At 31.9% G+C, this 16,752-nt stretch carries 8 protein-coding genes and 3 tRNA genes; 7 read left to right on the top strand and 4 right to left on the bottom strand.

Translation table 11 applies throughout. The features are described 5' to 3' along the window. Positions 1 to 19: 19 nt before the first annotated feature. Entirely contained in the window at positions 20 to 709 is a 690-nt protein-coding gene (gene folE, locus ACSIGE_RS05130) for a GTP cyclohydrolase I FolE (protein WP_440881707.1), read from the top strand. A 195-nt stretch (positions 710 to 904) separates the two neighbouring features. Here folE and ACSIGE_RS05125 read toward each other — a convergent pair whose 3' ends face one another. Further along, the gene (locus ACSIGE_RS05125; protein ID WP_440881706.1) at positions 905 to 2,149 is read right to left on the bottom strand and encodes a tetratricopeptide repeat protein; all 1,245 of its coding nucleotides are present in this window, start codon (positions 2,147 to 2,149) and stop codon (positions 905 to 907) included. A 19-nt stretch (positions 2,150 to 2,168) separates the two neighbouring features. After that, positions 2,169 to 4,685: a DNA gyrase subunit A gene (gene gyrA, locus ACSIGE_RS05120; protein ID WP_440881705.1), complete on the bottom strand. Its 2,517-nt coding sequence runs from the start codon at positions 4,683 to 4,685 to the stop codon at positions 2,169 to 2,171. Between the two features lie 321 nt (positions 4,686 to 5,006). On the opposite strand from gyrA, the gene ACSIGE_RS05115 reads away from it, so the two are divergent. Further along, positions 5,007 to 7,559, top strand: a complete 2,553-nt coding sequence (locus tag ACSIGE_RS05115) for an ATP-dependent Clp protease ATP-binding subunit (RefSeq protein ID WP_440881704.1) — start codon at positions 5,007 to 5,009, stop codon at positions 7,557 to 7,559. Between the two features lie 48 nt (positions 7,560 to 7,607). Here the strand turns inward: ACSIGE_RS05115 and ACSIGE_RS05110 are convergent, their stop codons facing one another. After that, a complete protein-coding gene (locus tag ACSIGE_RS05110) occupies positions 7,608 to 8,375 on the bottom strand; it encodes a C40 family peptidase (RefSeq protein WP_440881703.1) in 768 nt (255 codons plus the stop codon). Between the two features lie 20 nt (positions 8,376 to 8,395). Then, on the bottom strand, positions 8,396 to 9,571 hold the full coding sequence (locus ACSIGE_RS05105) for an acetyl-CoA C-acyltransferase (RefSeq protein WP_440881702.1): 1,176 nt from the start codon (positions 9,569 to 9,571) through the stop codon (positions 8,396 to 8,398). A gap of 103 nt (positions 9,572 to 9,674) precedes the next feature. On the opposite strand from ACSIGE_RS05105, the gene ACSIGE_RS05100 reads away from it, so the two are divergent. From ACSIGE_RS05100 to ACSIGE_RS05080, 5 genes are all read left to right on the top strand, one after another. Beyond that, positions 9,675 to 11,738, top strand: coding sequence for an HD family phosphohydrolase (locus ACSIGE_RS05100; RefSeq protein WP_440881701.1), 2,064 nt, complete (start codon positions 9,675 to 9,677; stop codon positions 11,736 to 11,738). 99 nt (positions 11,739 to 11,837) lie between these two features. Beyond that, positions 11,838 to 11,920: transfer RNA gene (locus ACSIGE_RS05095), tRNA-Ser, on the top strand. A gap of 25 nt (positions 11,921 to 11,945) precedes the next feature. After that, a tRNA-Pro gene (locus ACSIGE_RS05090) sits at positions 11,946 to 12,020 on the top strand. A 5-nt stretch (positions 12,021 to 12,025) separates the two neighbouring features. Further along, a tRNA-Arg gene (locus ACSIGE_RS05085) sits at positions 12,026 to 12,099 on the top strand. 2,177 nt (positions 12,100 to 14,276) lie between these two features. After that, positions 14,277 to 16,265, top strand: coding sequence for a fibronectin type III domain-containing protein (locus ACSIGE_RS05080; protein ID WP_440881700.1), 1,989 nt, complete (start codon positions 14,277 to 14,279; stop codon positions 16,263 to 16,265). The last annotated feature ends 487 nt before the right edge of the window (positions 16,266 to 16,752 follow it).

The following is a 16,752-nucleotide window of genomic DNA, read 5'->3' as shown; positions in this document are numbered from 1 at the left end:
AAAACTAAGGTTGGATATTATGTTCGAATTCAATAACAAGATGAACGAAGAAAAAATTGACGAAATAGGCGAAAATCATGTGGGAACTTCTGCAGAAACACCATTAAGATTAGATGCTTTTGATATTTCGGATAAAGAAAAAATAAACAGAATTCAAGAAAGTGTTAAAGATATTCTTTTGACATTAGGTATGGATTTAACTGATGATAGTTTAAGTGGGACTCCAAAGAGAGTAGCTAAGGCTTTTGTTAATGAATTGTTTATGGGGTTAAACCCAGAAAATAAACCAAGTGCTTCTACTTTTGAAAATAAATATAATTATGGAGAAATGCTTGTGGAGAAAAACATAGTAGTTTATTCTACGTGTGAACATCATTTGTTACCAATAGTCGGCAGAGCTCATGTAGCTTACATTTCAAATGGTAAAGTAATAGGTTTGTCCAAGATGAATAGGCTTGTTGATTACTTTGCAAAAAGACCACAGGTACAAGAGCGTTTAACGATGCAAATCGTCCAAGCAATGCAAGAAGCTTTGGGAACTAAAGATGTTGCATGTGTTATTGATGCAAAGCACTTATGTGTGAACTCAAGAGGAATTAAAGATATTGAAAGCAGTACTGTTACTGCTGAATTTGGGGGTAAGTTCAAAGAGAAAGAAACTAAAAAGGAATTTCTCGGATACTTACAGATGGAAACTAATTTTAACTAGTTTTCAAAAGAATGAAAGGTAAAATCAGGTTACATGTATTATCATTCTAGCCTGATTTTTTATTTTAAATGTTAGAATAAAAAACTAAATAATTAACGATTTGACAAATTAATTTAGAAAAAATAAAAAAACTCGATATAAAGCTTATCGAGTTTTTTATTTAAAATAACTATAAGAATATAGCTTTTTTAAATTTTATTTTAAAGATTTATACAATTTTCTGTATTCATCTGCTTTTTCAGTAATCTCTAAAACTTCATATAAATTCATTAAAGTCTTAACAGTATCTATACTTCTATTAATGTTGTCGGCTTTTTCTAAAAAAGGTAATGCTTCTTTATAAATATCCTTTTGCTTTAGAGCTAATTCATCATATTTTTTGAAATTGGATAAGTTTTTATTCATTTCCTCCACAATATTCTTATCCTCGTCTAATATCACTACAGCTAAATTCATATATGCATCTGCATAGTCTGGTTTTAATTCAATTGCTTTTTCGTAGTGTTTTTTTGCATCTTTAACTCTACCTTGATTGTAATTTACAACCCCTAAGTTATAATATAAGGTTGGATTGTTTGGATCTAAAGAAACAGCTTCGTTCATTAACTCTCCAAATTTATCCATTCTTTTCATCTCAATATATAGCTGAGCTTCATTTAAAATAAGGTTCAGGTCTTTTGGGTTTGATTTACGAGCCTCAGCCATTGCAGCGATAGCCTCTTCATTTTTACCTTGTTCTTTTAAGATTAGGGCTATATTTTTTACAATGGTAGCTGATTTAGACTCCGTAGTCTTATCAGTAGGGTTTTTATACTGTTTTGATTTAACCATTAAGTCTCGTTGAGACTTAGATCCCAAGTTTTCTACTTTACCTGTGGTTATATTGGTCGCTAGATACTGTGTTTCTATCCCTGTGTAACCAATTTGTTTTAATTCATTATAATACTTTAAGGCAGTATCGTAATCTTTACTTTGCGTTGCGGCAACAGCAGCATTATAAGCAAAAGAAGTATCTTTTGGACTTAATTGGTAAGTAAGATAAAAGTTTTCAGAGGCAGCTTTGTAGTCTTTACCGTCATTGTATATTTTAATCGCCTTGTTTGAAACATCCTGGATTATTTTATTGAGGATTGGAGCTGCTTCATTCGAATATTTATTTTTACCAATTTTCTTTTCAAAATCAATTAGTGTATTGAAAGCATCTGCAGCAACCTTGTAATTTTTTTTCGAGGCATTTACTGACCCCTTAAGAAAGTAAAATTTACATTTATATTTATCGTCTGCATTAGCAATTAACTTTTCGGCGGCCGATATGGAAGACATCGCTTCGTTATAACTTTGTTTTTTTATTGCTTTTTCAGCAGCCTTAAGCTCTGCTTTTTGTGCAAACGCACCTAAAGACACTACTCCAAATGAAAGGGCCAAAATCTGTTTTTTCATTATAGTTCTTGTTTTATTGTTATTCTTGATTATTGTTACTATTACTATCAGTATTTTCAATTTCTATGCCATTTTCGATTTCTGTTTCTTCTTCATCTTCTTCATGCATAACTTTGGCAACAGCAGCAATACTATCATTATTTTTTATGTTGATGAGTCGAACCCCTTGCGTAGCTCTTCCCATAACACGAAGGTTTTCTACAGCCAATCTTATTGTTAAACCTGATTTGTTAATAATCATAAGATCGTTTGAATCATCAACATTTTTAATGGCAACTAAATTTCCAGTTTTTTCTGAAATATTTAACGTTTTTACTCCTTTACCACCACGATTTGTTATTCTGTAATCTTCTAATTTTGATCGCTTTCCATATCCTTTTTCTGAAACCACTAAAATATTACTTTCCATATCATTCACGGAAACCATTCCAATAACTTCATCATCTTTATGTTGTAGGGTGATACCTCTTACACCTGACGCTGTTCTACCCATGGGTCTAGTTTTCTCTTCTTCAAAACGAATTGTTTTACCCGACTTAAGTGCAAGCATTACCTGACTATCTCCTGAAGTTAGTTTAGCCTCTAGAAGTTCGTCATTATCTTTTATTGTAATCGCATTAATACCGTTTGCTCTTGGGCGTGAATATTGTTCTAAAGGGGTCTTTTTAACACGTCCTTTTTTAGTTGCCATGATCACAAATTGATTGTTGATGTAATCTTCATCCTTTAAATCGCCCGTAACCAAGAAAGCTTTAACTTTATCATCTTGTTCAATATTGATAAGATTTTGAATAGCGCGTCCCTTGGTGTTTTTACCACCTTCAGGTACTTCAAAAACACGCATCCAAAAAACTTTCCCTTTTTGAGTAAAGAACATCATATATTGATGATTAGTAGCCACAAATAAATGTTCTAAAAAGTCTTCATGTCGTGTAGTTGCTCCTTTTTGTCCTCTCCCCCCTCTATTTTGAACTTTATATTCATCGAGATTTGTACGCTTTAAATAGCCAGCATTAGAAATCGTAACGACTACCTGAGTGTTAGGAATCATATCTTCAATTCGCATATCTCCACCAGCATATTCAATAGTGGAGCGTCTTTCATCGCCATATTTCTCTTTGATGTGAAGTAGTTCCTCCTTTATGATATCATAACGTCTTGGTTCGTTCGATAGAATATCTTTCAAATCAGCAATTGTTTTGATAATTTCATCATATTCAGCTCTTAGTTTGTCCTGTTCAAGACCAGTCAATTGTCTTAGACGCATTTCAACGATGGCTCTAGCTTGAATTTCAGTTAAATCAAAACGTTGGATAAGTTTTTCGCGAGCTTCATCGGCATTTGAAGATCCTCTTATAATTTCAATAACTTCGTCTATATTATCTGATGCAATTATAAGCCCTTCAAGAATATGGGCCCTAGCTTCTGCTTTCTTTAATTCATATTCTGTTCTACGAACAACTACTTCATGGCGGTGTTCTACAAAATAGTGAATTAGTTGCTTTAGATTAAGTTGCTCAGGGCGTCCTTTAACGAGTGCAATGTTGTTTACACTGAATGAAGTTTGTAGAGGAGTAAATTTAAATAATTTATTAAGTACGATGTTAGGAACGGCATCACGTTTTAAAACGTAAACAATCCGCATACCTTTTCTATCGGATTCATCACGAATACTTGAAATTCCATCAATCTTTTTATCGTTCACTAAGTCAGCCGTTTTTTTAATCATTTCGGCTTTGTTTACTTGATAGGGTATTTCCGTTACAACAATACACTCTCTTCCTTTGACTTCTTCGATTGTAGCTTTAGCACGCATAACAATACGCCCACGACCTGTATGAAAAGCATCACGAACACCATCATAACCATAAATTATACCACCTGTAGGGAAGTCAGGAGCACTAATATGCTGCATTAATTCATCGATTTCAATATTCCTATTATCGATGTATGCAACAGTACCATTAATAACTTCTGTAAGATTATGAGGGGCCATATTAGTAGCCATCCCTACTGCAATACCAGAAGCTCCATTAACGAGCAGGTTCGGTATCCTTGTGGGAAGCACTGTTGGCTCTTGTAAAGTATCGTCAAAATTTAGTTTGTGATCTACAGTATCTTTTTCTATATCAGAGAGCATCTCTTCTGATATTTTTTGCATTCTAACCTCTGTATAACGCATTGCTGCAGGACTGTCTCCGTCAACAGAACCAAAGTTACCTTGTCCGTCGACCATCAAATAACGAACATTCCAGTCTTGAGCCATGCGAACCATTGAATCGTAAACTGAAGTATCTCCATGAGGGTGGTATTTACCCAAAACTTCTCCTACAATTCTTGCCGACTTTTTATAGGCTCCTGTTGCTTTAATTCCTAGCTCATGCATTCCAAATAAAACCCTTCTGTGTACAGGCTTTAAACCATCTCTTACATCAGGTAAAGCTCTTGATACAATTACAGACATAGAATAATCTATGTAAGCGGATTTCATTTGTTCTTCAATGTTGATAGGAATCAACTTTTCACCATCTGCCATATTTTTTTCTTTAAGATTTTTAGTATTCTTTTATTGTACAATGAAATCATTATACAATATAAAAATTCTTTCAAAAATTACATTCAATAAAAAATGCTGATTTCTAAATCGTGGCAAGATACAATTATAACCTGTTTTACGCAAAGTTTGCCCATTTTGTTTTGGCTTAGTTATCAACAATTTTTGTCGTTGAAGTTTGAATTTGAATAATATTATAGGTTATAAAGACATAACGTCATGTCATGTGTATATGGCATCTTTTTTGTATCTTTAAAAAAAAATCTAACGAACTCTAGTATAAAATAGATACAAATTAATTTTATGGACGATAATTTTTCACCACAAGTTAGAGACGTGATAACATTTAGTAAGGAAGAGGCCCTACGATTGGGTCACGACTTTATTGGTACGGAGCATTTGCTCCTTGGGTTAATTAAAAAAGGGAATGGAAAGGCTATTGAAATTTTGACAACATTCGATGTGGATTTAGATTTGGTTCGTAATAAGTTAGAAAAACTGAACCCTTCAACTCCATCTTTCGGAAATGATCAGAAGAAAAGCCTTCATTTGACAAGACAGGCTGAGAAAGCAATAAAAACAACTTTTCTAGAAGCAAAGCTATACCAAAGTAACGCAATTGATACGGCGCATTTATTACTTTGTATTTTACGTAATGAAAATGACCCTACAACAAAATTGTTGCAGAAGTACGATATAGATTATGAGCAAGCTAAGGCATTGTACAAAGAGCTTCATGTAGAAGATTACTCAAGTCCGATAGCAGAAACCCCTTCTGATGATGAGTTTTCAGAAGATAAATCAAATCCATTTGGACAACAATCATCAAGAAGTAAACAAAATAAGAAAACAAAAACGCCTGTTCTTGATAATTTTGGTAGAGATTTGACAGCGCTAGCAGAGGAAGGAAGGCTAGACCCTGTTGTTGGTAGATTGAAAGAAATTGAACGAGTTTCTCAAATTTTAAGTCGCCGAAAAAAGAATAATCCTATGTTAATAGGTGAGCCTGGAGTTGGTAAATCTGCTATTGCAGAGGGATTGGCATTGCGTATTGTTAATAGAAAAGTTTCAAGAATCCTTTTTGATAAACGAATAGTCTCTTTAGATCTAGCAAGTTTGGTAGCTGGAACAAAATATAGAGGACAATTCGAAGAAAGGATGAAAGCACTGATGAATGAATTAGAAAAGAACAGTGATATCATTCTTTTTATTGATGAAATACATACGATAGTTGGAGCTGGGGGAGCTACTGGTTCATTAGATGCTTCTAATATGTTAAAGCCAGCTTTAGCTAGAGGTGAAATTCAATGTATTGGAGCCACAACTCTTGATGAGTACAGAACTAATATAGAAAAAGACGGTGCGCTTGAACGTCGTTTTCAAAAAGTAATTGTTGACCCAACAACAGTTGAGGAAACCGTTCAGATTTTGCACAATATTAAAGGTAAATATGAAGCTCACCACCATGTAAATTATACGGATCAAGCAATTGAAGCCTGTGTTAAGTTGACTAATAGGTACATGACAGATAGATATCTCCCGGACAAAGCCATTGACGCGTTAGATGAGGCAGGTTCTCGTATCCATATAACAAATATTGTTGTACCACAGCAGATTTTAGAATTAGAAGAAAAGCTGGAGGAGATCAGAGATCGAAAGACTAAAGCAGTTAGCGGTCAAAAGTATGAAGAAGCTGCAAAGTTACGGGATGATGAGAAAAATTTAGAAATAGCACTTGAATCAGCTCAAAATCAATGGGAAGAAGATTCTAAACTTCATAGAGAAACTGTTACAGAAGATAATGTTGCAGAGGTTGTTTCGATGATGACAGGGATTCCTGTGAATAGGGTAGCGGAAGCAGAGAGTAACCGACTAGCAGAATTACCAAATATGATTAAAGGTAAGGTGATTGGTCAGGATGAAGCAGTCTCTAAAGTTGTGAAGGCAATACAACGTAATAGGGTAGGCTTAAAAGATCCAAACAAACCAATAGGGTCTTTTATTTTCTTAGGTTCTACGGGAGTTGGTAAAACACAATTAGCAAAAGTATTGGCAAGGGAGTTATTTGATTCTGAAGATTCTCTTATAAGAATTGATATGAGTGAATACATGGAAAAATTTGCAATATCAAGACTTATCGGAGCACCTCCGGGGTATGTAGGATATGAAGAAGGAGGGCAGTTAACTGAAAAAGTAAGAAGAAAGCCTTATTCTGTTGTCCTCTTGGATGAAATAGAGAAGGCGCACCCTGATGTGTTTAATATGCTACTGCAAATATTAGATGATGGACATATCACAGATAGTTTAGGTAGAAAAATAGATTTCAGAAATACTATTATTATTATGACATCAAATATTGGTGTTCGTAAATTGAAAGATTTCGGAGGGGGAGTTGGTTTTGGTACAGCTTCAAAGAAAGATCAGGAAGATGCTCATGCTAAAAGCATTATTGAGGGAGCATTAAAGAAAACCTTTGCTCCTGAATTTTTGAACAGGGTTGACGATGTGATGATATTTAATACCTTGGAGCGAAATGATATCCATAACATTATTGATATTGAGTTAGAAAAGTTATTAGCTCGTATTGCAGATCTAGGGTATAATTTAACTTTAAGTGAAAAAGCAAAAGATTATATTTCTGACAAAGGTTATGACAAGCAATATGGGGCTAGACCTTTAAAAAGAGCTATTCAAAAATACATTGAAGATGCGTTGGCAGAAGAAATAGTGAATTCGAAAGTTGATGAAGGGGATGCTATTTTTATGGACCTAGACGAAAAAACGAAAAGACTTAGCATAAAAATAGAAAAAGGAAAAAAGTCTGAAGAAACTCGAACGGAGATAGATGAAGATTAAAAATAAAAAAAAGCTCGATATTGATTCGAGCTTTTTTTATAATTAGGTTTAAATAAATCTTTTTATTACCCTTAGTTTATGAGTATGCAGGTGAGTATCTGTATTATAAATTCCACTATGGTCTAGTTTATCGATTCTAACTTTGCCATGGGCATGAATAATATTATAATCATTCATAATGATTCCTACATGGGTTATAACACCGTCTTCATTATCAAAAAAAGCTAAATCACCAGGTTCACTTTCTTCAATAAAACTTAATACTTCCCCTTGTGTAGCTTGCTCTTTTGCATCTCTTAAAAGGTGGTATCCACAAAGCTTGTATACTGTTTGTGTAAAACCGGAACAATCAATTCCAAAGGGTGATTTTCCACCCCATAAATAGGGTACATTCAGAAATAAAAATGCTTTTTCAATAATACTATTTTTCGGTAGTTGCTCACCGTTAACTTTTCCTTCATAGGTGTAGGTGTTTTTATGAATTTTTAGTTGATTATCTTTAAAAAACGGTAGGTGTGCTCCTAAAGGTATTGTGGTGAGGTTACTGGAATTGTCAGTAATAAAATCAATCAATTCGCCAGCATAATATTTTTCAGCATTGCAAAGAGATTGGTAGTCATCCTCTAAAAGGTCTTGGTATTGTTTGTTATCTATATAGCCTTCATAACCATCAAAATAAAGTTTGATTTTACTCCATTTTTTGTCTTTTTCTAAAATGATAAAATGCTCACCAAAAACGACTTGATTAACCATCTCAGATGTATCAGATGGAGATAAACGTAAAGGAACAACACTTAGATTACAAATTCCGAACATTAAATTGTTGCTAATAAAAATTAAATTCTTTCTATAACCATTGCACTGGCACCACCACCACCGTTACATATTCCTGCTGCTCCAATTTTGGCATTATTTTGTTTCAATATAGAAGTTAAAGCAATGATAATTCTTGTTCCAGAAACACCTAATGGGTGTCCTAAAGAAACTGCACCACCATTTACATTTACTTTATTAGATTCTAGGTTTAGAATCTTCATGTTAGCTAAACCAACTACTGAAAAGGCTTCGTTTAGTTCAAAAAAATCAACATCATCTAAAGATATACCAGCTTTATCAAGAGCTTTTGGTAGCGCTTTAGCTGGTGCTGTTGTAAACCACTTTGGGTCATGAGCAGCATCAGCATAACTTTTTATTTTTGCTAATGGTTTTATTCCTAGTTCTTTTGCTTTGTCTACGGACATTAAAATAATTGCGGCACCACCGTCATTAATTGTTGAAGCATTAGCAGCAGTAACTGTACCTTCTTTGGTAAAAGCAGGTCGTAAAGTTGAAATTTTTTCCATCTTTACATTTTTATACTCTTCATCTTCATTAAAAATAATTGGCTCTCCTTTTCTTTGTGGTATTTCTACAGGAATTACTTCATCATTGAATTTACCTTCCTTCCATGCTTTAGCAGATCTATTATACGACTCAACAGCGAAGCTATCTTGATCCTCTCTGGAAAATTTATATTCCGTTGCGCATTCATCTGCACAAACTCCCATAGCTACTTTACCATAGGCATCAACTAATCCATCTTTTTGCATACCATCCTCAAGTGTAACCGGTCCGAATTTACTACCACTTCTAGCATGTTGATAGTGTGGGATCATACTCATATTTTCCATACCTCCAGCTACTACAACATCAGCATCTCCTAAAGCAATTGCTTGAGCTCCTAACATCACTGACTTCATTCCAGAAGAGCAAACTTTGTTGATTGTTGTGCAGGGTGTTGTGTCTGGAATTCCTGCAAACATAGCAGCCTGTCTAGCTGGGGCTTGACCCAATCCGGCAGAGACAACGTTACCCATATATACTTCATCAACTAACTCTGGCTTTAAATTAATCTTATCTAGTGCTCCTTTAATGGCTGTTGCGCCAAGTTTTGGAGCAGGAATTTTTGATAAAGTACCTAAAAAGCTTCCTATAGGTGTTCTGGCAACTGATGCTATAACTACTTCTTTCATTTTTAGAATTTGTTTGCGTTAAATTAGTTATGCGAAAATAACTATTTTATGCTAACTACTCAAATAAAACAGAAAGGTTATATTTACGTTTTAAATTAAAAAAATGGGTCAAATAATTGATAGACTTTATAAACACAATGCCATTATTTATAAAGTTTTACTCTTTTTTCTTACCGCAGGTGCTATTGTTTATCTCTTTCCTAGAGGAGGGCAATTTAAATATGATTTCGCTTTAGGAAAACCATGGCAGTATGGGAATCTTTATGCACCTTTTGATTTTGCAATTTATAAAGGGGATATTGAAATTGAAAAAGAAAAAGAAGAGCTAGCACTTGAAAGCAAGAAATATTTTGCTTATGATAATTCGGTTCCAAATGCTGTTTTATCTCGGTTTAAAGAACAAATAAATAAAATTGCCATTTCAGATTCACTTAATAAAAAGCAAATACAAAGACTTTATAAAAGAGGAATCCTGATTATTAATCTAATATATGAATATGGCTTTATAAACGAAAATAGTGCTGAAGCAAGGGTAAATGACAAAAATGAGATGATTATACTACGAAAAGGAAACTCTGTTGAATCAATTTTATTTTCTAAACTTATCCAGTCTAAAGATATATTACCCTTTATAGATGAAAAGACAAAAGATTTCGTAGAGTATAATCAACAGTTACTTATTTCAAATTTAGCCAATGTAATTAAGCCTAACATAAGGTTTGATGAAAAGTTTACTAGGAAGGAGTTAGAAGAAGAAATTAAAAATTTATCCTATACGAAAGGAATGGTGTCAAAGGGAGAACTGATCATAGAAAAAGGAGGGATTATTGAAGGAAAACGTTATCAAATATTACAATCATATCAACAAGCATCACAATCAACAACATGGTCAAAATCCAATTATAGTTGGATTTTATCAGGTTATGCAGTTTTAGTCTCTTTGGCTTTATTGATGCTTTTACTGTTTTTAATTAGGTATCGACCTGATATCTTTAACAATAACAACAAGGTAACATTTATATTCTTTAATGTTTTTATTATGATTTTGGTTCAAACATTGGTGGTTAAAGCAAATGCAGATTATGTATATGTGGTTCCTTTGAGTATTTTACCAATTGTTTTAAAAGCTTTTTTTGATGCTCGCTTAGGTTTGTTTACGCATGTACTTACTGTTCTTCTCTTGGGTTTTATAGTTCCTAACAGTTTTGAATTTATTTACTTGCATATCATAGCAGGAATTGTTACTATTTTAACGGTTTCAGAACTTTACAAAAGAGCTAACTTATTCATAAGTATTGGGCAGATTACTTTAATTTATATGATTACATATTTGGCGTTTTCAATAATTAAAGAAGGGAGTTTCAGTGAGATTAATTGGCTATATTTTGGGTTATTTGCAGCCAATGGATTACTTTCATTTTTATCTGTATTCTTTATTTATTTTTATGAGAAATTGTTTGGATTGGTTTCCGATGTTACCTTATTAGAGCTTTCGAATACTAATTCAAAGCTGTTGAGAGAATTGAATGAGAAAGCCCCAGGAACTTTTCAACACTCAATGCAAGTAGCTAACTTAGCAGAAGCAGCAGCTAATGAAATTGGAGCGAATTCGATGTTAGTAAGAACAGGCGCATTGTATCATGATATTGGAAAAATGGTAAATCCAACTTACTTTACAGAAAATCAAGTAACAGAAGTAAGTCCTCACAATGAATTATCTCCAAAAGATAGTGCACGTATTATTTTAGACCATGTCATAAACGGAATTGAAATTGCAAAAAAGAATAATTTACCAGACAGAATTATTGATTTTATTAGAACTCACCATGGAACAAGTATAACATACTATTTTTATAAGATGGAGCTTGATAATAATCCGAATAGAGAAGTCGATAAAAAGAAGTTTCAGTACCAAGGCCCTATTCCTTTTTCAAGAGAAACCGCTATTTTAATGATTTGTGATGCAGCAGAAGCTGCTTCAAAAAGCATTAAAGAGCCATCAGCAGATAAGATAGATAAGCTTATTGATAGAATAATTGAGAAACAAAAAAACGATAATCAGTTTATAAATTCGGATATTACTTTTAGAGAAATAGAGAAAATAAAAAAAATAATAAAGAGTAAGTTAATGAATATCTATCACTTACGTATCGAGTATCCAGATTAATTTATTTTTTTTGTGAAAAAATTTGCAGGAATACTTTATCAAGTATATATTTGCACTCGCAATTTTTAATTTATGCTTTGCATGAAAAGTAAAAATTAAGGAGAGGTGGCAGAGTGGTAATGCAGCAGCCTGCTAAGCTGTCATCGTTTTTCGATGCCCGGGTTCGAATCCCGGTCTCTCCGCAAAAAAATTGTAGATGACAATTATCGGGGTGTAGCGTAGCCCGGTCATCGCGCCTGCTTTGGGAGCAGGAGGTCGCAGGTTCGAATCCTGCCACCCCGACAAATGGTCGCGTAGCTCAGCTGGATAGAGCATCTGCCTTCTAAGCAGACGGTCACAGGTTCGAATCCTGTCGCGATCACAAGAATAAGCCTCAGTATTACTGAGGCTTTATTATTTTTAATAACTTTCTTTATACTTACGGAAGTTTTTCTTTTAGGTGTTTTTTGAATGGAAATTGTGAAATTCTATAAGAAGAATAATAGTTTTAGATATAAGAAAAACTTAACTTTATAAAGATGGTTTTACTGTTGTTGTTAAAATTACCATAAAGTAAAAGAAGAACCATTTACTTTGGATTTCGTTTTTTGAAAATGAATGAGATCTAGAAAAACAAGAGTCCTCTCAACATAAGCGTCAAATTGCTTTTATTAGAAAAAAGGGAATACCTGGAGGGGATTTTCTTAGCATTTGATGACCTTAAAATTATCATTAAAATCACAAAAAAAACCTTTATTAGGTGCTCATTTATTTTAATCATAAGTTTCATATACTTAATAAAATCGTGGATTGATGAAATTAAACATTAAAAAACTCAAAAGGGATTTGAAAAGTTAAGAAACGCTAAAGTTTATCAAACAGTAATCAAATAACTAGTACTTGATAGGAAGTGTAGTCATTAATGACATTGATTATATCTTCTTTTTAGGCTTTAAATACTCGTAAGTAATAATAAGAAACAAATATATGTATCCAAAAAATGCTTAGAGCTATTTATAATTAAGCTGTAAAGAAAGTTAACGGCAGAAATAGTTTTTAAAGATGTTTTAAAAGCGTTACTGTTGAGTGCTAAACAAAGTCCGCCAAATTTTTTGATTTAACAATAAAACAAAATAAAAAATTTGATTAAGTATCAGTTATAAAATTCAGTTGTCTTAATTTCAAAATTATCCATTGCCGAAACTGTTAGTTGAGAATCTTTTTAAAAAATTCACGGCAACATAAAGTATTCAAAGTAACTAATTTTAAAAAATACTTTTATAATTCATTATTTATGAAATAATTTGTTTTGCTATTAATAAAGATAGATCCTCTTTAGATCAAATTTGACAAAACGAGGGACTCCTCTTTTTTTTATCTTTTATAGCCTACCAATTCAAAAAAACTTTTTTAAGTGTTTTTTATTTTCAAGATATAGTAAACGAATTACAATCAAAGGGTAATAAAAGAATGTAGATTGTTTTTAAACAACGTTGAGGTGATCATTCTTGCAAACCAGATGCTACCTCTATAGTATTACAAGGTGCCAAAATGAATTCTAGTTGACTTGTTTCCGAATCAAAGGAGGGAGTCATACAATCATTATCTTCATTACCACTGGAAAAAACAAAGAAAAGAATTAAAATTATACATTTTTCTATATTACAAATAATTAATTCTTAAAATTAAAAACTAGAAATAAAATCACAAACTATTAAAGATAGTATTAAGAAAAAAATAACATAAATATGTGTTTTAATATTTTGTATATCAATTAAATGTAGCTTAACTGCTTTAGTAAAGTAAAGAACATAGTAGTTGTCAAACTATTACAAGCATCATAAAATATTGAATTTTTAAAAAAATAAAATAAGATAAGCTGGTGATGTTTGACTACATGAAATCTAAACATCCAATTAACTATGTAGAGTTTGTGAGTGTAAAATGGATTTATTAAAACCAGGTAATAAGCTTTCCAAAAATCAGATGCCAGAATTCGTGTTTTTAGAAGATTTTAGGGGTTTGTTCCTTTGTTGATTTTTGCAATTAGTTAAATTATGAATAATGATTAGGCCTTATAGTTCTTTAAGTATAGAAAAGGATTTTTGACATAATTGAGATATGAGTTTGTGAAGAATGTTAAAAAATTGGTATCCATAATGCTATTTAAAATAAAAAATATACTTTCGTTAAAAAAAAATACTCAATAAAAAAGTTTGCTTTTTCAGTGAAATTAGAAAAATATATTGAATTTAAAATAGCTTACAAAATAAATAAATAAACTTTCCACAAAAAAAACTTTTATAAGTACCTTTTGGTGTCAAAAATTTAGAAAACAAGAGCAGGTTCTCTGAAAATTAAAAACGGAAAATATTTTTTGGCATGGTTATGGTAAGTAGACAAAAAATATATTAAATAAATGAATTTTTAAGATTATTTAACTCACTAACATAGAGTTTGCTTCTTTATTTTTTCGTTTTATATAATAAAAAATTGAATTACTTAATAATTCGAGATAAACCCAAATAAAAAATAAAAATCTAAAACAGATTGAAAATTATGAAAAATATTAAATTAGTTACCCCATTACTTTTGCTTTCAGCATTCTTTTTACTTTTTGGATGTAGTGAACCCGAAGAAATTCCTACCCCTTATCCTTCTGATATTACTATCACCCCTAAAGATATAAAGTTTTCTAGTTTTACGATTAATTGGACAGCTTCTATTGTAAATGGTGATAAAGACGTAGTATATGATATTTATTTAGACGATGTTCAAGTAGTTTCTGACTTAAAAGTATTAACGTACACTTTTTCAGATTTAGATGCTGAAACAACGTATAGCGTAAAAGTTAAATCAAAGTCCAATAGATATGGAACTACTTCTACTAAAGTAGTTGATATTAAAACATTAGTCAAGCTTATTCCTTCTGACATTACTATCAGATCTAAAGATATAACGTTTTCTGGTTTTACGATTGATTGGACTGCTTCTACTGTAAAGGGTAATCAAGATATAGTATATGATATATATTTAGATGATATTAAAGTAGCTTCTGATTTAAAAGCATTGACATATACTTTTTCAGATTTAGATGCTGAAACAACATATAGTGTAAAAGTTGAATCAAAGCTTAATGAGTTAGGAACTACTTCTTCTAAAATGATAGATGTTTCAACATTAGGCGTACATATTCCTTCTGATATTATCATCACCTCTAAAGATATAATGCTTTCTGGTTTTACGATTGATTGGACTGCTTCTACTGTAGAGGGTGATGAAGATGTAGTATATGATATTTATTTAGATGATGTTCAGGTAATTTCTGACTTAAAAGCATTGAGTTATACTTTTTCAGGTTTAGATGTTGAAACAACATACACCGTAAAAGTTAAGTCAAAATCTAATAAGTTAGGAACTTCTTCTTCTCAAATGATAGAAGTTACAACGCTAAATAAGCCGACCCCTTCTGACATTACTATTACTTCTAAAGATATAACGTTTTCTGGTTTTACGATTAATTGGACAGCTTCTACCGTAGCGGGTGATCAAGGTATAGTATATAATATTTACTTAGACGGTACTATAGTAACTTCTGATTTAAAAGCATTAACGTACACTTTTTCAGGTTTAAATTTTGGAGCAACATACAGTATAAAAGTTGAATCGAAATCTAGTGAGTTTGGAACTTCTTCTTCTCAAATGATAGATGTTAAAACACTAAAACCTATCCCTTCTGATATAACTGTCAACTCTAGAGATATTAAGATTACAAAATTTACGATTGATTGGAATGCTTCTACTGTAGCAGGTGATCAAGGTGTAGTATATAATGTTTACTTAGATGGTATTAAAGTAGCTTCTGATTTAAAAGCATTGACGCACACTTTTTCAGGTTTAAAATCTGAAATAACATATAGTGTAAAAGTTGAATCGAAATCTAGTGAGTTTGGAACTTCTTCTTCTCAAATGATAGAAGTTACAACGCTCAAAGGTCCTAATCCGAATGATTTCAAAATAACAATAGATGATATTGGTCAGAAATCAGCAATAATTTCTTGGACACCTTTAACCATAAATGGCCAGGGAAGCGTTCTTGCAGATATCTATATCAACGGTGAAAAAGAAGCGACTGGAGTTACATCTTCTGGATGGTTGTTTACTGATTTAAATCCGAAAGTATTCTATAATGTTAAAGTAGTAGCAAGAAGTTTAGAATATGGAACAACTTTAGAAAAAGAAGTTTCATTTACTACTAAATTATTACCACATTTTAAAGTAACTTCTGCTGAATTATATCCTAGAATAACAGCAAGTTCTGCTAGGTTAATCATTCGTTGTACAGATAGGTATTCAGTATATAATATAGTTCTTAATGGTAAACTTTATGAAGATTCAAAACATTTTGAAGACGATGGATTAATTTATATCCTTTCTGATGAGGAATTTAATATTTTAAAAAATGCTAAAACAAAAGAAGGAACTATTAATTATTTAGGTGAAGCAGGCGAAGAGGTTTCTTCTAAATTTACATATACTGTAAACTAGTTTTTTTAGTTTCAAAAGAGTAGTATTGATAGTGCACTATCTTAATATATCTCTTGAGTTATAAAATGTAAAATAAGAGTAGCTTTTAGTTATCTTATTTATAACAATTTTCCCGCTCTTTTTATGAGCGGGTTTTTTATTGAAATAAGTCGTATGTTTTTATTATGAAATTGAGAAAGAAATACATTGGGGTTAGTTAAAAATAATTGAATTTTTTTGCTTTTGAAGGCGATTATAAGTTTTAAGATAACTGTTGTAAACCTAAAAAAAAGAGATCTCGACTTTGATGATTTCTACTTTTATAACTCAGAATACTATTGGGTTAGCCTAATTAACGAAAAAAATCAAAAGAATCGCTTGTTGACTATCTCTTTTACGTAGAAAAGTAATATAATTAGTTATATCGTGCCGGCGGGTTTAGCAAAATAATAAAATTTACGCTCGGTGTTTTTGGGAATTAACTTTTTAAAACTCATTTAAATGAAAA

The organism is Tenacibaculum profundi, assembly GCF_052050075.1.
GTDB lineage: Bacteria > Bacteroidota > Bacteroidia > Flavobacteriales > Flavobacteriaceae > Polaribacter.
Note: the sequence above shows the minus strand (reverse complement) of the source record. Positions and strands in the feature narration are given on the sequence as shown.

Bases quoted from the DNA above. Each gene is read 5' to 3' on its own strand.
- ACSIGE_RS05105 (WP_440881702.1), bottom strand. From the start codon at position 9,571: ATGAAAGAAGTAGTTATAGCATCAGTTGCCAGAACACCTATAGGAAGC.
- ACSIGE_RS05080 (WP_440881700.1), top strand. From the start codon at position 14,277: ATGAAAAATATTAAATTAGTTACCCCATTACTTTTGCTTTCAGCATTC.
- ACSIGE_RS05110 (WP_440881703.1), bottom strand. From the start codon at position 8,375: ATGTTCGGAATTTGTAATCTAAGTGTTGTTCCTTTACGTTTATCTCCA.
- ACSIGE_RS05115 (WP_440881704.1), top strand. From the start codon at position 5,007: ATGGACGATAATTTTTCACCACAAGTTAGAGACGTGATAACATTTAGT.
- ACSIGE_RS05125 (WP_440881706.1), bottom strand. From the start codon at position 2,149: ATGAAAAAACAGATTTTGGCCCTTTCATTTGGAGTAGTGTCTTTAGGT.
- gyrA (WP_440881705.1), bottom strand. From the start codon at position 4,685: ATGGCAGATGGTGAAAAGTTGATTCCTATCAACATTGAAGAACAAATG.
- ACSIGE_RS05100 (WP_440881701.1), top strand. From the start codon at position 9,675: ATGGGTCAAATAATTGATAGACTTTATAAACACAATGCCATTATTTAT.
- folE (WP_440881707.1), top strand. From the start codon at position 20: ATGTTCGAATTCAATAACAAGATGAACGAAGAAAAAATTGACGAAATA.